The sequence below is a fragment of the Aureimonas sp. Leaf324 genome (genome assembly GCF_001423245.1).
Taxonomy (GTDB): domain Bacteria; phylum Pseudomonadota; class Alphaproteobacteria; order Rhizobiales; family Rhizobiaceae; genus Aureimonas.
On sequence record NZ_LMOH01000023.1, the window covers coordinates 156,911 to 170,480 of the forward strand.

At 66.5% G+C, this 13,570-nt stretch carries 19 protein-coding genes; 1 reads left to right on the forward strand and 18 read right to left on the reverse strand.

Annotation, left to right across the window (positions count from 1 at the left end; genetic code table 11):
* Positions 1-17: 17 nt before the first annotated feature.
* Positions 18-341, forward strand: a complete 324-nt coding sequence (locus ASF65_RS12980; RefSeq protein ID WP_082505590.1) for a hypothetical protein — start codon at positions 18-20, stop codon at positions 339-341.
* Here the strand turns inward: ASF65_RS12980 and ASF65_RS12985 are convergent, their stop codons facing one another.
* From ASF65_RS12985 to ASF65_RS13065, 18 genes are all read right to left on the reverse strand, one after another.
* Entirely contained in the window at positions 342-542 is a 201-nt protein-coding gene (locus ASF65_RS12985) for a hypothetical protein (protein WP_055889919.1), read from the reverse strand.
* Between the two features lie 74 nt (positions 543-616).
* On the reverse strand, positions 617-976 hold the full coding sequence (locus ASF65_RS12990) for a hypothetical protein (RefSeq protein ID WP_055889923.1): 360 nt from the start codon (positions 974-976) through the stop codon (positions 617-619).
* 102 nt (positions 977-1,078) lie between these two features.
* The gene (locus tag ASF65_RS12995) at positions 1,079-1,543 is read right to left on the reverse strand and encodes a hypothetical protein (RefSeq protein WP_055889926.1); all 465 of its coding nucleotides are present in this window, start codon (positions 1,541-1,543) and stop codon (positions 1,079-1,081) included.
* 91 nt (positions 1,544-1,634) lie between these two features.
* Positions 1,635-1,880 (reverse strand): hypothetical protein, encoded by a 246-nt coding sequence (locus ASF65_RS13000; RefSeq protein WP_055889930.1) that lies wholly within the window; start codon positions 1,878-1,880, stop codon positions 1,635-1,637.
* Positions 1,881-1,889: 9 nt separating this feature from the next.
* Positions 1,890-2,285, reverse strand: a complete 396-nt coding sequence (locus tag ASF65_RS13005; protein ID WP_055889933.1) for a phage tail terminator-like protein — start codon at positions 2,283-2,285, stop codon at positions 1,890-1,892.
* On the reverse strand, positions 2,285-2,881 hold the full coding sequence (locus tag ASF65_RS13010) for a hypothetical protein (RefSeq protein WP_055889937.1): 597 nt from the start codon (positions 2,879-2,881) through the stop codon (positions 2,285-2,287). Before ASF65_RS13010 ends, ASF65_RS13005 begins: the two co-directional genes overlap by 1 nt.
* Complete coding sequence (locus tag ASF65_RS13015) at positions 2,878-3,216, reverse strand: hypothetical protein (RefSeq protein ID WP_055889939.1); 339 nt, start codon at positions 3,214-3,216, stop codon at positions 2,878-2,880. The genes ASF65_RS13010 and ASF65_RS13015 overlap by 4 nt, the downstream gene beginning before the upstream one ends.
* Positions 3,216-3,809: a hypothetical protein gene (locus ASF65_RS13020; RefSeq protein WP_055889942.1), complete on the reverse strand. Its 594-nt coding sequence runs from the start codon at positions 3,807-3,809 to the stop codon at positions 3,216-3,218. The genes ASF65_RS13015 and ASF65_RS13020 overlap by 1 nt, the downstream gene beginning before the upstream one ends.
* 3 nt (positions 3,810-3,812) lie before the next feature.
* Positions 3,813-4,250 (reverse strand): hypothetical protein, encoded by a 438-nt coding sequence (locus tag ASF65_RS13025; RefSeq protein ID WP_055889944.1) that lies wholly within the window; start codon positions 4,248-4,250, stop codon positions 3,813-3,815.
* A 65-nt stretch (positions 4,251-4,315) separates the two neighbouring features.
* Positions 4,316-5,737, reverse strand: a complete 1,422-nt coding sequence (locus tag ASF65_RS13030) for a phage major capsid protein (RefSeq protein WP_082505539.1) — start codon at positions 5,735-5,737, stop codon at positions 4,316-4,318.
* Between the two features lie 22 nt (positions 5,738-5,759).
* Positions 5,760-6,437 carry an HK97 family phage prohead protease gene (locus ASF65_RS13035; RefSeq protein ID WP_055889947.1) on the reverse strand — a complete coding sequence of 226 codons (678 nt, stop codon included), beginning with the start codon at positions 6,435-6,437 and terminating at the stop codon, positions 5,760-5,762.
* Entirely contained in the window at positions 6,409-7,692 is a 1,284-nt protein-coding gene (locus ASF65_RS13040; RefSeq protein WP_082505541.1) for a phage portal protein, read from the reverse strand. Before ASF65_RS13040 ends, ASF65_RS13035 begins: the two co-directional genes overlap by 29 nt.
* The gene (locus ASF65_RS13045) at positions 7,689-9,413 is read right to left on the reverse strand and encodes a terminase large subunit (RefSeq protein WP_244486651.1); all 1,725 of its coding nucleotides are present in this window, start codon (positions 9,411-9,413) and stop codon (positions 7,689-7,691) included. Before ASF65_RS13045 ends, ASF65_RS13040 begins: the two co-directional genes overlap by 4 nt.
* Positions 9,410-9,895 carry a hypothetical protein gene (locus tag ASF65_RS13050; RefSeq protein WP_055889953.1) on the reverse strand — a complete coding sequence of 162 codons (486 nt, stop codon included), beginning with the start codon at positions 9,893-9,895 and terminating at the stop codon, positions 9,410-9,412. The genes ASF65_RS13045 and ASF65_RS13050 overlap by 4 nt, the downstream gene beginning before the upstream one ends.
* Positions 9,896-10,140: 245 nt before the next feature.
* Positions 10,141-10,278: a hypothetical protein gene (locus ASF65_RS21480; protein ID WP_156369305.1), complete on the reverse strand. Its 138-nt coding sequence runs from the start codon at positions 10,276-10,278 to the stop codon at positions 10,141-10,143.
* Entirely contained in the window at positions 10,275-10,607 is a 333-nt protein-coding gene (locus ASF65_RS13055; RefSeq protein ID WP_055889956.1) for an HNH endonuclease signature motif containing protein, read from the reverse strand. The genes ASF65_RS21480 and ASF65_RS13055 overlap by 4 nt, the downstream gene beginning before the upstream one ends.
* A 145-nt stretch (positions 10,608-10,752) precedes the next feature.
* On the reverse strand, positions 10,753-11,310 hold the full coding sequence (locus ASF65_RS13060; RefSeq protein ID WP_055889959.1) for a transcription termination/antitermination NusG family protein: 558 nt from the start codon (positions 11,308-11,310) through the stop codon (positions 10,753-10,755).
* 448 nt (positions 11,311-11,758) lie between these two features.
* A complete protein-coding gene (locus tag ASF65_RS13065; protein ID WP_162239491.1) occupies positions 11,759-13,546 on the reverse strand; it encodes a phage/plasmid primase, P4 family in 1,788 nt (595 codons plus the stop codon).
* Positions 13,547-13,570 lie beyond the last annotated feature (24 nt).

Genomic DNA, 13,570 nt, shown 5'->3' on the forward strand with positions numbered 1-13,570 from the left:
TTGATGGACGAGTTCAGATGAAACTGCAGACGATCGGCGCGCTGGTTTCGGTTTTGCTTGCGGTGTCGCTGCCCCCCGCAGGGGCGGCAGACTTGCCGTTCCAGGGAAGATGGAGCGGTGGACCAGCCACCTGCCAAACCCCGTTCAGCTTCACGCCCTCTCGATACACCGCGCCCGGGTCGCGTCCGATCAAGGTCGCGAAGGTGGAGCGCGACGGACGCAACTTCCTGCTGTCGTTCCCTGACGGCTACCGGGTCGCCCTCTTCGACGTCAGTCGCAAATCCATGACGTGGCATTCGCCGATTTCCGGCGACACATTCGAACTGACACGCTGCAGCTGATCAGGCACCGTTGAACTGCGCGGCGATCAGCGACACCATGTTCCTCGCTTGCGCATTGAGGTCCTCGTTCGACATTTCCTCTTCGGAAATGCGGTCGGGGACTTTGAACCCGGCGATCCGGTAACGCTGACGCCAGTCTTCCTCGATCTGCTCGCGGGCCGCGTCGACAGCCATGCGCAGGCGAAGAAGATCGCAGGCCATGATCGAAGTGTCGCTCCATCCGGGCAGCAATCTCACCGCTGCCCGGTAGAGGTCGTCGATCGCCTGCTCAGGCGTCAGACCTCGCCGTTTCCCTCGTCGCCCTCCGCCGCGGAGGTTTCGTCGTCGCCTTCTTCGTCGCCCATCTCGCGACCGCCATTGGCAAGCCGAGTAAGGAACTTGATGGCGGTCCCGGCCGTCTTGAACGTGCCCTTGCGATAAATGGCCTCGTTCAGAGCCTCGGTCGACAGCTGCTTGAGCGGAACGCCTTGGCGGATCACGAACTGGACGGACGCCAGATCTGCCGCCTGCACCGCGTTCATGGCATTCTGGAAACCGCTGAATCGGTTGGAAACGGCGGTGGCCGCCTTGAGGCTTGGAACGAGCTCGAATTCGTCGTCGCCGAGTGTGATGGTCAGATGCGAGGTCAGAGACATGGGTCAGGTTCCGTTGATGCGTCAGGGATGGGTCAGGGGGTGAGCCGGCGGCGCCCTGACAACGCCACCGGCTCTCGCTCGCGAGCGATGGTGTGCGGGCGGTTACGTCGCCGGGACGACGATCGGCGCTTCCTGCGGGCGGCAGTTGTAAGTCACCGTCTGGGTGTCGTTGGGACCGCCGAGACCGGTGTTCGACGAGTTCACCAGGACGCAGAAGTAGATGACGTCGAAGGTGCCAGCCTCGTTCGGGATCTCCATCTTCAGGTTGTAGGAGAGCGCCGAGAGGGAGGCCGCGTTCATCTTGGCCTGGCCGGGATCGGTCAGCTGGCGAGAGCAGACGATATCCATCGCCGTGCCCGATGCCGTGCCCTTGCCGTACCGGGTGCGACCGTCGTCGACCTCTTCGACCGTAATGTCGGCGTAGGTCTCGCCGAAGCCGGGCATCGAGCGCACGCGCCCGACGCGGGTGTAGGTGTCGGCCGCGAGCGCCGTCTGCGTGTAGTCGGCGGTCGCGCTGCCGATCGAAATCCGGGTCCGAGCGACCGGAAGCGGGGTCTTGGGCGCCATGGCCTGTTCTCCTTGAGCCTGGGCATGAAAAAGCCCGCACGAAGGCGGGCCATGGATCCGGCGGGATTGCCGGGATGGGATGCGGGGCCGATCAGGCGGCGGGCTTGTCCGCCGACGGCGCGACCGGCGATTCCTTGACCGCCTTCTCGACCTCCGCCTTGGTGCCGACGACGATCAGCTTGGCGTTGACGCGCGCCACGACATCATGGTGCTTCGGGTCGATATCGACCGCCTTCGTCTCGCCGGGCAGGATCTCGACGATCTTGCCCTCCTCGCCCTCCTTCGCCTTCTCGCGGAACACGAGCGGCCCGAAGGACACGTTTGCAATCTGGACCACGACGGCCTCCTATTCGGTGATGATGAACTCGTAGGGCACGGTCAGGGAGAGCCGGAAATACGCTCCGCGCTCGCTCTGGTCGTCGGATGACGCGGACTGCGGAGCGTAGCACTGCACACCCTCGAAGCTCTGCCCGCGAAACAGGGCGGCGATTTCGTCGAGCCAGCTGCGTGCCCGGTGCGCGCCGTCTCGCCGCGGAACCGCGACCACGACGCGGAAGCCACCCTCTTCCTGAAACTCGTCGGCCGTGATCCAGTCAGCCCGCGACCAAGGGAAGTCCAGCAGCGCCCACGCGGTGGCGTTGGTCGGCGTCTCGCTGACTTCGTTCTCGACATAGACCGGGCACCCGGTGAAACCGTCCTTGAGGCGGTCCTCCACGGCGCGAACGACGGAAAGGTGCGCCATCAGAGGCTCCGCACGACGATGGAGGGGTGCATGTACCGCGTCGTCTGGTCGAAATACGATGTCGAGTAGGAAATCTGCGCGACCTGATTAAAGCGGTGCGCCGCGACGGCCGCGATTACCTGATAGACGCCCTGCGCCGCTTGCGGGCTCTGACCTGCCGCGTAGCCATCCGGCTCGATCTTCGCCGCATAGGGCTGGCGGTTCACGAACCGGTAGACATCGCCCGCAGGCACCTCCGTTCCAATGATCTGCTCGACACCGTCAACCAGCAGCACATGGCTGCGAGCGTAGCGACCGGAGCGAACCGGCGATTCCTCGACCAGCGCCTCGCCGATCCATTCCAAGACGTTCCGCAGCGGGTCGAACTGCGCGACGATCATGCCGTCGGGCTTCACGCTTTCCAGCGGCGCACCGCGGCGGCCATCGACGGACACTTCCGGCGGATGATCGCGCCCACCGCTCGCCGCCGCGTTGGACTTGCGGATCTCGGCGATCCCATCCTTCGCGACCTGCGCCAGACGCGCCGAGCGCGCCTGCGGCGACTTGATCTCGTTCACGAACACGGCGATCTGCTGCGTGAGGGGCTCGATCTTCATGCGCTCGACACCACCCCGGCGATCGCGAGCAGCATCTCGCCGTCGCGATGCGTCTGGTCGTCCGGCCGCTGCGTGAACGTCATACGCAACCCGTCCACCAGCACCGCGTCGTCCGTCACCAGCGGCAGCATGCCCGCCGGAACGTCTTCGGCCAGGATCAGAACCCGCCGCTCTGTCGATCGGATACCGCCCGCGATCTCTTCGTCGGTTGCCTCGCGGATCCGCGCACGCACGCCCTCGACTCGCATCGGGTCGGCATTCGCCACCCGGCGTTCGATGGAGACCCGGCGGCCCCCGCGCGAGAAGAGACGACGATACGCAGCGCGAGGCTTCATCAGATCGCTATAAGCTGGAACGGAGCCAGCAGCATCCGCACGGCGGCGTTCGACTGCGCGCCCTGCTGCTCCGGGCTATTGAATGCCTCGGTGAAGGCGCCGTCGACCGTGAAGGACCGGCTGCGCCCGTCCTCGCTGGCCTGCGCGTAAAGGTTCGTCACCATAAGCGTGATCGCCTGCTTGATCGCCGCCGGCACCTGCTCGGCGCCGCCATATCCCGCAGTGAACTCGATCGTGACCTCACCGATGGGCCAAGCGGCAATCGGCGACAAGCGATGGCCTTCTGCGCAGTCCCTGACGGTGAAACTCGCGGTCGGAATGTCCTGACCTGCCACCTTGACGGACGTAACCGCGATCAGGTCGCGGAACGGGATCAGAAGGCGGCAGGCGGGCGAGCCATAGGTGACCTTCCACGTCTGCTCCACCAGGCATCGTCCAAGCGTGCCCGACCAGCCGTCGAGATGGCTGACGGCAGCGTCAATCAGAACGCCGATGACGCTGGGCGCCGCATCGGCGAGCGTTTCCACGTTCGCAATGACAGCCTCAGGCTCAATCGGGCGCTGCGCCGGCGGAGAGACGAGGACAGGCCGCATGGATCAGTTGGCCTTGTTCGCCGGCTTGCGTGCGGCCTTGTTCACCACCTCGGGAGCCGCCTTGTTCTCGACGTCCGGCGCGGTCTTCTCGCCGCTGACGTCGGGGGCCGCATCGGTACCGACGTCTCCGGCACCGGCACCGCCGCCGTCACCGGCGCCCGCGTTCGAACTACCGAGCGACGGGGATGCCTGCGTTGCGATCGCTGCGGCGATCTCACCTTCCGAACTGAGGCTGGCATAGCCCGACGGGGGATAACCGGTCGCCTGGTAGCCGGCCGCGACATATTCCTCGACTGTCGGGCCATCGGACCGCAGGCTTTCGTCGCCGATCTCGCGCACGGCGCCGAAGCCCTTCAGCATCTCGAACTCCGCATGGTCGAACTCGCGCTCGACGCCTGCCGGTTCCCCATCGAGGGGCTTGGTGGTGATGACCTTGACCATGGTTCGCTCCTTCGGTTCGTGAGAGGGGCGGGCTTGCGCCAGCCCCTCGTGACGAGCCGACCGGCTTAGTTGTTCGGGACGCGGCCGAGATCGCCGTAGACGATCGCCTGCGGGCGATAGATCGCCATGGCGAGCCGTTCCTCGGCGCGGATCGTCACCTTGTTGCGGACGAAGTTGTCCTGGTCCTCGGTCGAGACGTCGACCGTGGCATCCTGCCGGTCGAAGATCTGCGCCGCGAGGTTGAAGGCGCCGACCAGGGCCTTGTCGACCCCCATCGCCTGCGTCGGTACCACCGGCAGGCTCCACAGTGTGGGCGACAGCGTGCCCTGCGGGTTGCCGATGATGTAGTTGCCGCCGGCGTCCTTGGCCATCTCGATCGCCGCCCAGTCGATGGGGTTGATGACGATGCCGTTCGGCGGATACTCGGCGAGCGCCGCCTGCAGGATCATCAGGCGCAGGACGTCGACCTGCGTGGTCGCCGTAAGACCACCGGCCGCCGCATAGGCGGTCGCAGCCGTCACGAGGCCGAGCAGGTTCTGCCCGGTGCCCGAGCCGTTAAGCAGCTGGTTTTCCTCGGCGAGGGCCAGGCCGAAGCGCAGGCGCTGGTCGATGATCGAACGCAGGCCGGGCGCATCGGCGAGGATCTGCACCGACGTCCGCATCCAGTGCGCGATCGTGCGGACCGTCGCCGTCTTGTCCTCGAACTGCAGCTCGGACTGAGGCTTGAGAGCCCCCTCAGCGACCGGCGCGGCGGCGTTCGTGAACAGCTTCTCCTGCTCGTACTCGATGGCGTTGCTCGCCGTCTCGCCGGGCAGGATGAGGGAACGGACCGTGAGGCGGCGCTGCGGAAGCTGCACCTGAAGACCGCGCCTATCGCTGTTGACCAGCGCACCCGCCGAGCCGGGCGCGTCGGTCGAGAGCGAGGTGATGTCCTTCACCTCAACGAGGACGCGCCCGCGGGGGCGGGTCTGCGACGCGAAGGCCTTGAACTGGTCGTCCTCGACGAAACGCTCGCCCGCCGTGCGGGGGCCTTCTTCACCGCCGCCGCCGCGCGCCAACTTCTGCTCGAGCTCGTCGAGACGCGACTTCGTCTCGTTCATGCCGGTCAGCGCCTCGTCGGCGAGTTCCTTCGCCTTCTCGGACAGCGGCGCGCCCTTCTTGGCCTCGGCGAGGGCCTGCTCGGCGATCTCCTTGACCTTGTCGTGCTTGGTCTCGAAGTCGCGCTTCACCTCGGCGGCCAGTTCGGCCGCGGACTTGCTGCCGCCACCGGGGCGATCGGCGACGTCGAATGCGATGCGCGGGCCGAACGGCAGCGTTGCGAGGCCGGCAGCGAGATAGGCGATCCCGCCGGCGGCGACCGGCGCCAGATGCGAGAGCGCCGACAGTTCAGCCGGCCCGATGGGACCGACGGCGGCATGCGCGCTGGCCGACGTGATGACGCCAAGCAGCGCGATCGTCGCGAAGGCGACAATCGAACGAAGGTTCATGGGTGTGTTCTCCTGGGAAGGGTTAGGCCGCGTGGCCCGTCAAGGCGCGCAGGAAGGCGACGCCATCATCAGCCGCTTCGGCAGGTTCCCCCTGCCCTTTCAGGTGGACGCGCGCGGCGCGCTCCGCCTGCGAGTTCGAGAAGCCCAATCCCTTGAGCCAGGTCTCGAACTCACGTTCCGTCAGCCGGTCCCCGGCCTTCAGTCGTTCCGAAAGGTCGTGCGCGGCCTTGGCGGCCTTGACGCTCTGCACGACCGCGTTCTCGTTCGCGCCGACGGACACCACACTGACCTCGACGAGGTCGAGCTTCTGCAGGGTCCAGACACCGGTTTCGGTGTCGACGCTGTATTCCTTGATCCGGTAGCCGATCGACAGACCGTCGATGTCGCGCGCCTTCAGCAGCGCGTAGGCTTCGCGACCCCGCTGCACGTCCATGTTCAGCTTGCCAGTGAGGAGGAGCCCATGGCTGTCCTCCTTCGCCGACAGCCACTTGCCGATCGGCTCGCGCGGGTCGTGCTGCCAGAAGAGCTTCGGCATCGTGCCCTTGGCCTGATGCGAAGCGAGGCTGTCAGCGTAGGCGCCATCGGCGATCACGTCGCCATAAGCGTCCGGCTCGCCGCCGAAGGTCGAGCCGTAGCCTTCGAACTCGCCCGAGTCCTTGAGCGCCTTGATCTCAAGAAGCGGCGCTGTCGTCTTGTCCATCTCGGCCTCCGTTGATCGCCTGGGCGAGCGGGATGTCCTGCATCTGCACCGTCACGACGTCGCCGCCGTCGACCGGCGGCAGATTTTCGAGGGCGCGGCACTCATTGCGCGTCGCCAGACCCATGCGGATCGCGCGCTCGTAGGCCTCGTACCGGCTCGCGGTGTCACCCCGCAGAAGCCCCTCGAAGTTGAACTCGATGACCAGCCCCTGCGAGCGGCGCTCCGCCAGCGGCACCAGCTGCTTGACGAGCGCCTGCTCGATCCGCTTGAGCCGCTTGCGCAGCGTGAACTTCTGGAAGCCGAGCACGTCGACCTCTTTGCCCGTCCCCCAGTTCGACGCCTTGTCGCCGAACCCAACCATGGCGGGAGGGACGCCGAAGATCCGGCAGATCTGCTCGCCGCTGAACTTGCGGCTTTCGAGCATCTGCGCGTCCTGCGGGTCGATCGACAGCTGCGTCCACTTCAGGCCGCCGTCGAGCAGCATGGGGCGCCCCTGCCGGAGCGCGCCGGCATACTTCTGCTGAAGAAGCACCTCGAGTTCGTCGCGCTGCTCGCGCGAGAGCCGAACCGTGTCGGGGGTCGAGAGCACGCCGCTCGGGCTGACGCCGTTCTGGAACATCGCCCCGGCCGCGGACTCGGTCCAGAGCGCGTCATCGAAGACACCACGGCAGATCGACAGGGTGGATGCGCCGGACACCGCGTCGCCGAGGGGCCCGCGGATGTGGAGGACGTTCTCGCCCCGCTTTACCCGACGGACGTTGTCCTCCGTCCACTCGTATTCCAGCGCGCCACCTGGGAGCCGCCGCACCTTCACCAGATCCGGGCGGATCGGGTGAAGGGCGTTCAGCGCGCCGCCGGTGCGACGTTCCATCACCGCGTAGGCGTTGCCGTGCAGCTCGATGCTGGCGGCCATGATTTCCCAGAAGTCGACGGCCGTCTGGTCATAGTTCGGGCTGTCATGCAGCACGAAGTAGAGCGGGTGATCCTTCGCCACCCTTCGGATACCGTCCGCATCGGTCCGATAGACGACGAGCGGCAGCGAGGCGATCGTACCGGCAATCAGCTGGACGCAGGCCCAGGTAGCCGAAAGCCCCACGACGCCTCCGCCTGAGGTGAGCCGCTGATCGCGATAGTCGGCGACCGTCACCTGATTGGTGACGAAGTTGTTGCCGTTCTCGGTGGACACCTGCTGGCCGCGCCACGGCTCGATGTCCTTGGTGCCGCCAAGCCGGAGGAATCTTGAAAGCCAGTTCATCCGTAGCTCGCAATCCACTCGGCAGCGTTGAAGGTGGAGACCTTGGGGTTCGTCGCCATCATGAAGACCGCGTCGAACATCGCCATCACGGGGTCGATCTTGGCGTCACCGGCGTTCTGCTTGGTTGCGCGGATCGCCGTGGCCGTCGGCTCGATCTTCAGGTTGCCGACGCACCAGTCCATCAAGCCGCTCTTGGCGTGGTGGAAGGTGCCGTTTGTCAGCTTGCGCTCGGCCGTCTTGATGGCGTTCATCATGCCGAAGCCCTGCGGGGCGCCGATCAGCATCTTGTTCTCGGCCGTGATGCCGATGCCATCGAGGGCGTCGGCGAGCTCGCCGAGGCCGGCAGGATCGACCGCCACCGCCGCCAACTTCCCCGCCGCCATGACACGCTCGACCACGGCGACGATGCCGGTCACGTCAGCCAGTTCGTCGCCGACGATCACAAGGTCCCCAGCCTTCTCGAAGTCCAGCAGCTTCGTCTCGATCGACTTGCGCCGCTGGAGGACGCCACGGTGGCACCAGGCCTTCGACCAGCCAAGCCAACGCTTCGTCCGCTGCACCGTCTTGATGCCGTCGACCTCGACCTCTTCCTCAACCTCGATCGGCTCGCGCCCGATGACGCTGAGGCCGAAGAGGTCGTCGAGGCCTCCGCCGTCGATGCCGACGGTGACCACCTCCGAACGCTCGAGCAGCGCTTCGAGGTTGAGGTCGATCCCGCGCTCTTCCCAGACGTCGGCACCGGCCCACCGATCGGATCGCAGGCGCAGCCCGATCTCGACGTTGAAGTGCTGCGAGGCAAGAAGCGCCAGCGCCTCACGCCCCTCGTCCTCGGCGACCAAGAGCTGGTTGGCGAGGAACTGCTCGTCGACGGATCGCCCGAGGTTCGGGTTCACCAGCCCCCAGGTCGCCGGGTCCTTCCAGCCGTCGCTGTCGATCAGCCGCGCCGGCAGCTCGTAGAGCACCGGCAGAAGCGGCAGCCGGATTTGCCCGTCGCGCACACGGCGCGCCTTCGACAGTTCCGCCTTGAATACGCCCTGCGGCGGTTCCTTCGACTGCGTCGTGACCTGGATCAGGAACCCATCGGGCCGCGCCGCCAGCGAGCCGCGGATCTCGACGAAGATGTCCGCCGCATTCGATTTCTTGGCGAAGACGTGGGTCTCGTCGATCAGGATGCCCGTCGACTTCGAACCGGTGATGACGTCCGTGTCCGCCGCCTTGATCTGCAGCGAGGCCCGGCTCGTATGATGCGTGATCTTCCGCAGGTGCTCCTGCGGATGGAACAGTTCCGACAGGCTCCGGTCGGCGCGGATGATGCCCCACGCCTGCTTGAAGGCGATGTCCGCGATCTGCTTCGTCGGGGCGATCAGGAGGAATTCGGCCTCCGGGCGCCGGTTCATGATCAGTGCCACCACCATGATCGCGGCAGCGCCCGAACTCTTCGAGTTCTTCTTCGGCACCAGGAGGAACAGTTCCTGCACCATGCGCCGATGCGATCGCTCGTCGTAGGATCCGAACAGCGCCGAGACGATCGGGTGCAGCCATTCGGTGCCGGCCTCGGCCATGGTCGGCTGACCGATCACGTCCGGCAGCCGCAGCCGGTTGAAGATTCTCAGCGCCTTCTCCGCCTCGTCCGCGAACAGCGGCAGGTCGGGCACCAGCGTGCGCCGCTCGACGATGCGGTCTTCCCAATCCGGGCAGGCCGTGGACCACGAGGGGGTCAATTCGGACGGCTCCCAGGGAACATCAGGTCGCTGCCCCATTCGGAATCGGCGCCGGCGGTCTCGGCGGCCTTGCGCGCCGCTTCCTTCTTTCCGAGCTTCTCCGCCTTCGGCCTTGCCACTTGCGCAGTCGGACGCTCGAAGCTGCGCGCGGCCTCCATCTGATCGTTCCGCTCGACGAGCTTCCGGAATTCCTTCACCGCCCCGACGTTGCCGGCGTTCACGCCCTCGAACAGCTTCTCGGCGACGCGGGCATCGAGCCGGTCGCGCGCCAGGAGGCGCGTCTTCAACTCGCCCCGGTAGCACTTGCGCAGGGTCGGGGCGCTGACGCCGATCGCGTTGGCGATCCGCTCGTTCGACCAGCCGAGCGCGAGCAGCAGGTTCACCTTGTCACGGCTCGCCCGGCTTGGCGCATGCGCGGGGCGCCCGCGGGCTCCATGGTTGGAAGGCACCGGGTCGCCGAAGAGATCGACGATGTCGGACACGGCTTAGGCTCCAGCCCGATCGGGCGAAAAGTATTGGTCTGTTCCGGGGCCCGTCGTCGCGTTCAACCCTTGCATCGCAGGGTGTCCAGACAGTCGGCCCCGCCAACCCGGCCCCGGATTTCCCGCGGCCCCGAATTAAATCTCCGCGTGAGTACCCCTGTGACGGTGGAGGGTCCCCAAGGGTCAACTTTCGACCCCCCCCACCCCTCTGTGACCGATCGGCCACACTCGACGGGGTCGGCGGGTCAGCCGGCGAGGGCCTCGGCGACGCCGCGGGCGAACTGGGCCAAGAGGCGCATGGTCTCTGCCGCCTCGTCGTCGCCGAGGGCCGACAGGCGCCGAGCCTCGACCTCAGCCTTCGTCAGGAGGTCCGAAAGCTTCATCGCCCTGCCCTCTTCGCCCGCTCGCGCGACGTCTTCTTCGCATGGCACGGTGCACACAGCCCGACGAGGTTGCCCCGATCGAGCGGCGCGCCCCCATCCTTCAGCTCGACGACGTGATCCACGTAGATCCGGGTGTCCGTCTTGCCACAGCCCTGGCACGTCCGGTTGCAGGCGCGCTGCACCTCGAGCCGGACTTTCTTCCAAGCCGCCGAGCCGTAGAAGTCCATTGTCGGCTTGGCCGAGCGCGCCGCCGCATCCCCGCGCATCAGAGGCGCGATCGAGGTGCGGGCGGTGCGAAGGCTGGGCTTCATGACAGGGATGCGGGCCATAACCCTATCCCAGAAACGCGAAGGGCCCGCCGAAGCGAGCCCATAAACCACCATCCTCGAAGATCGCCTCTCGCGTCTTCCGGGTGCGCCCTGCGGTCCACCTCATGAGGTTCCGCGAGGATCGACGCATCGACCGAGAGGGAAGCTATGCGAGGCTCTGGAGGTTGGCAAGGTCGATCTGCATCGGATGCAGCGCGCCACACACGTTCCCCAGCACCTTTGCTGCGTTCTTTCCGAAATAATCGTCGAACACAAAGATGACACCACGCAGAGGCCCCTCTTTGACCGTCACGAGGTCGCCATGCGCGAATCGCTGCGCGCCCGGCTCCATCGAACCGACGACCCCTGCGGCCTCCATCTCGCGGAAGGCGCGCACCACGTCACCAGAGATCGCGACGTAGCGCTGGCGCACCCCAACGGACCCGTCATCCATCCGCCGACCAAGCACCGAGTGGACACCGTCCGTGGCGCGCAGTGCGAAGAACGACGGGGTCTGAGACGAGAGCCCGGCGAACAGGTAGCCCGTCAGCAGCGGGAAGCGGACCGCCTGCGGCTTGCGCAGATGCCGGCGCCGGATCTCCTTCACACCCCGCGGCAGGTGGACCTCGAAGCCCTGCGCCAGAAGCCCGGCCGCAGCCCGTTCCTCACAACGAGGGTTCGTTCGAACCACGAACCAGGCGGCTTCCCCATCGTGCGCGACCACTGCGCGACGCTCAATCTGCCCTTTCCAGACCTCTTTCCGCTCAATCCAAGCGTTTTGGGCAGCTAGGGAAGGAAGCTCGGTCCCGATCTGTCTTGCTGCCCAAGTCATTGTCTTACTAACCCTATGTTTTTGAATGCTAATTTTCAGGGTGGGTTGCTAGGGAAGCTAGGGAGGCAAGGTCCAACGCTACGTATGAGGACCGACTGACCTCTTATTCGGAACAGGCCCTTCTCTCGCGCGCACATGGGAAACCTGAGACCTTGCCTCCCTAGCCGCCCTAGCCGCCCAAACCCTTGGCACGCCGCGTCTCCCAGACCCTCGCGAGCCAGACCCTTGCGACCCAACCGGGCCGCTTGCGACCCTTGCGACCCAATCCGGGCGGCAAGCGCGGGACCACGATCGTCGGCAGGCGAAGTCATGAGGAGGTGCGGAGGCGCGCGTCATGGCGTCAGTCCAGCGGCGCGTCGCGGCCGGACGGCCAATCGCTGCCCGAGCCGGGGCGGAAGGCGCTCTGGATGCGGATACCGCGATACACGGTCGCCCCGCTCTTCGTGCGCACGAACTGGCGCATGCGCCCGTCCGGGCTCTTCCACGCCATCTTCGACTTGTCGGGCAGTCGTCGGTTGAAGGTCGAGGCCCCGAAGGGCGTCAGCCCCTCCCGACGGCAGAAGAGCACGTAGCCCTCGTAAAGCTCGCCCGGCGTCACCTGGTCGCTCTCGTCGCCCGAGACCTCGCAGCCGCCGCGGATATAGGCGCTGATGGGGTCGCTCTCTTCCCGGTGCTCCTGCACCGCCGCCAGCACCGCCGCTGGCGGATGCAGCCCGCCCAACGTCAGGAACTCAAGCGCGCCCGCCAGCATCCACGCGAAGATCCCGTCGCGCTCGGCGAGGAGCTTGGCCGGCAGGTCCTTGTCGCGTTCCTCGCGCGGGATCTGCACCGGCCATTCGATCAGGTGGACGCGCCGCCAGATGCCGTCGTCGTCGCCGCGGATGATCGGCTTGTGGTTGCCGGTGATGACGAACTTCGCCTTGATCTGGATCTCGACGAAGTCTTGGTGCAGCTTGCGCACCGCGATCTTGTCGTCGCCGGTCAGGAGCTTGATCAGCCCTTCCTTCAGCCGCGCGCTCTCGTCGCCCTCCGAGGCGAAACACGCATAGGCGCCGTTCAGCCGGGCAAGGTCGGGCGTCGCGTCCGCCCCGCCCCGCCGCGCGTCGCCGGTGAAGCTTTCGATGCCGAGCGTGACCGAATAGTCCGACATCATCCGCCCGATGACGTCAGTCATGGTCGACTTGCCGTTCGCGCCGATCCCGTAGAAGAAGAAGATCACCTGCTCGCCGGTGAGCCCGGTCAGCATGTATCCAAACACGCGCCGCAGGTAATCGCGCATGTCGAGGTCGGGCTGCATCCGGTGGATGAACTCGATGAAGTTCGGCGCCGCCTTGTGAGCGATGCGCAGGAGCGCCTCGGCGTCCATCAGCCGATCCGAAGGGATCGCGATGTCCGGTCGAGCGGGCCCTTCCTGCGAGGGTGCGGGAGCCGCCAGCACGTCCGCCTCAAACAGCTTCGAGATCAGGTCCTCGCGCCGGTGCGGGTCGAGCCGCGCGTGCCAGCGGAATCGCGGATCGTCCGGATCGCTCTCCTGGTCCTCGAACTTGGCGAAGCGAACCGTCCCGTTCCGGCAGTTCAGCGCCAGCGGGTCGGTGTTCATCTCGTCGATCGTGCAGGAGAGGTAGGGCGCGGCCTCCTTCAGCATGTTGTCGAGCTTGCCGCTGTTCTGGCTCGATCGGCAGTAGCTCGCCCGGCGCGATCGCGCCTCGTCGATCCCCTTGCCGATGTCGTCGCGCCGCTGGACCGCCTCCTTCAGAAGCTTCCACTGCCGATGCACCTCGGCGGCCTCATCCTTCTTCGGCGGCCCGATCCGGTCCATCTCGGCCTCGGCGTCGTTCCCGGCCTCGACGAGCAGCAGCTGCGCGTCATCGGCGACGATCTCGGCGCACTCGAAGCGGATCGCCTCGGCCGTGCGGTGCGCCAGCGGGCGCACATGTTTGCCGCCCATTTCCCGGCCCTCGTCCTCGCGCCAGCGCAAGCTGTCGAAGACGTGAAAGCCGATATGCGTCACGAAGCGCACGTCGTCGCCGTAGCGGTGGCAGAAGCGGTTGCCGTTGCCGATATCGGTCTCGTCCTCGCCGGCGCACAGCGCGAGCAGCGAGACGCCCTCCTGAAGCCTGTCTGTCATGCGGATTCCCATGCGTGCGAAGGC

Excerpts from the sequence above, each read along its gene's own strand:
- ASF65_RS12980 (WP_082505590.1), top strand. The coding sequence starts at position 18 with ATGAAACTGCAGACGATCGGCGCGCTGGTTTCGGTTTTGCTTGCGGTG.
- ASF65_RS12985 (WP_055889919.1), bottom strand. The coding sequence starts at position 542 with ATGGCCTGCGATCTTCTTCGCCTGCGCATGGCTGTCGACGCGGCCCGC.
- ASF65_RS12990 (WP_055889923.1), bottom strand. The coding sequence starts at position 976 with ATGTCTCTGACCTCGCATCTGACCATCACACTCGGCGACGACGAATTC.
- ASF65_RS12995 (WP_055889926.1), bottom strand. The coding sequence starts at position 1,543 with ATGGCGCCCAAGACCCCGCTTCCGGTCGCTCGGACCCGGATTTCGATC.
- ASF65_RS13005 (WP_055889933.1), bottom strand. The coding sequence starts at position 2,285 with ATGGCGCACCTTTCCGTCGTTCGCGCCGTGGAGGACCGCCTCAAGGAC.
- ASF65_RS13010 (WP_055889937.1), bottom strand. The coding sequence starts at position 2,881 with ATGAAGATCGAGCCCCTCACGCAGCAGATCGCCGTGTTCGTGAACGAG.
- ASF65_RS13015 (WP_055889939.1), bottom strand. The coding sequence starts at position 3,216 with ATGAAGCCTCGCGCTGCGTATCGTCGTCTCTTCTCGCGCGGGGGCCGC.
- ASF65_RS13020 (WP_055889942.1), bottom strand. The coding sequence starts at position 3,809 with ATGCGGCCTGTCCTCGTCTCTCCGCCGGCGCAGCGCCCGATTGAGCCT.
- ASF65_RS13025 (WP_055889944.1), bottom strand. The coding sequence starts at position 4,250 with ATGGTCAAGGTCATCACCACCAAGCCCCTCGATGGGGAACCGGCAGGC.
- ASF65_RS13030 (WP_082505539.1), bottom strand. The coding sequence starts at position 5,737 with ATGAACCTTCGTTCGATTGTCGCCTTCGCGACGATCGCGCTGCTTGGC.
- ASF65_RS13035 (WP_055889947.1), bottom strand. The coding sequence starts at position 6,437 with ATGGACAAGACGACAGCGCCGCTTCTTGAGATCAAGGCGCTCAAGGAC.
- ASF65_RS13040 (WP_082505541.1), bottom strand. The coding sequence starts at position 7,692 with ATGAACTGGCTTTCAAGATTCCTCCGGCTTGGCGGCACCAAGGACATC.
- ASF65_RS21480 (WP_156369305.1), bottom strand. The coding sequence starts at position 10,278 with ATGAAGCTTTCGGACCTCCTGACGAAGGCTGAGGTCGAGGCTCGGCGC.
- ASF65_RS13055 (WP_055889956.1), bottom strand. The coding sequence starts at position 10,607 with ATGGCCCGCATCCCTGTCATGAAGCCCAGCCTTCGCACCGCCCGCACC.
- ASF65_RS13065 (WP_162239491.1), bottom strand. The coding sequence starts at position 13,546 with ATGACAGACAGGCTTCAGGAGGGCGTCTCGCTGCTCGCGCTGTGCGCC.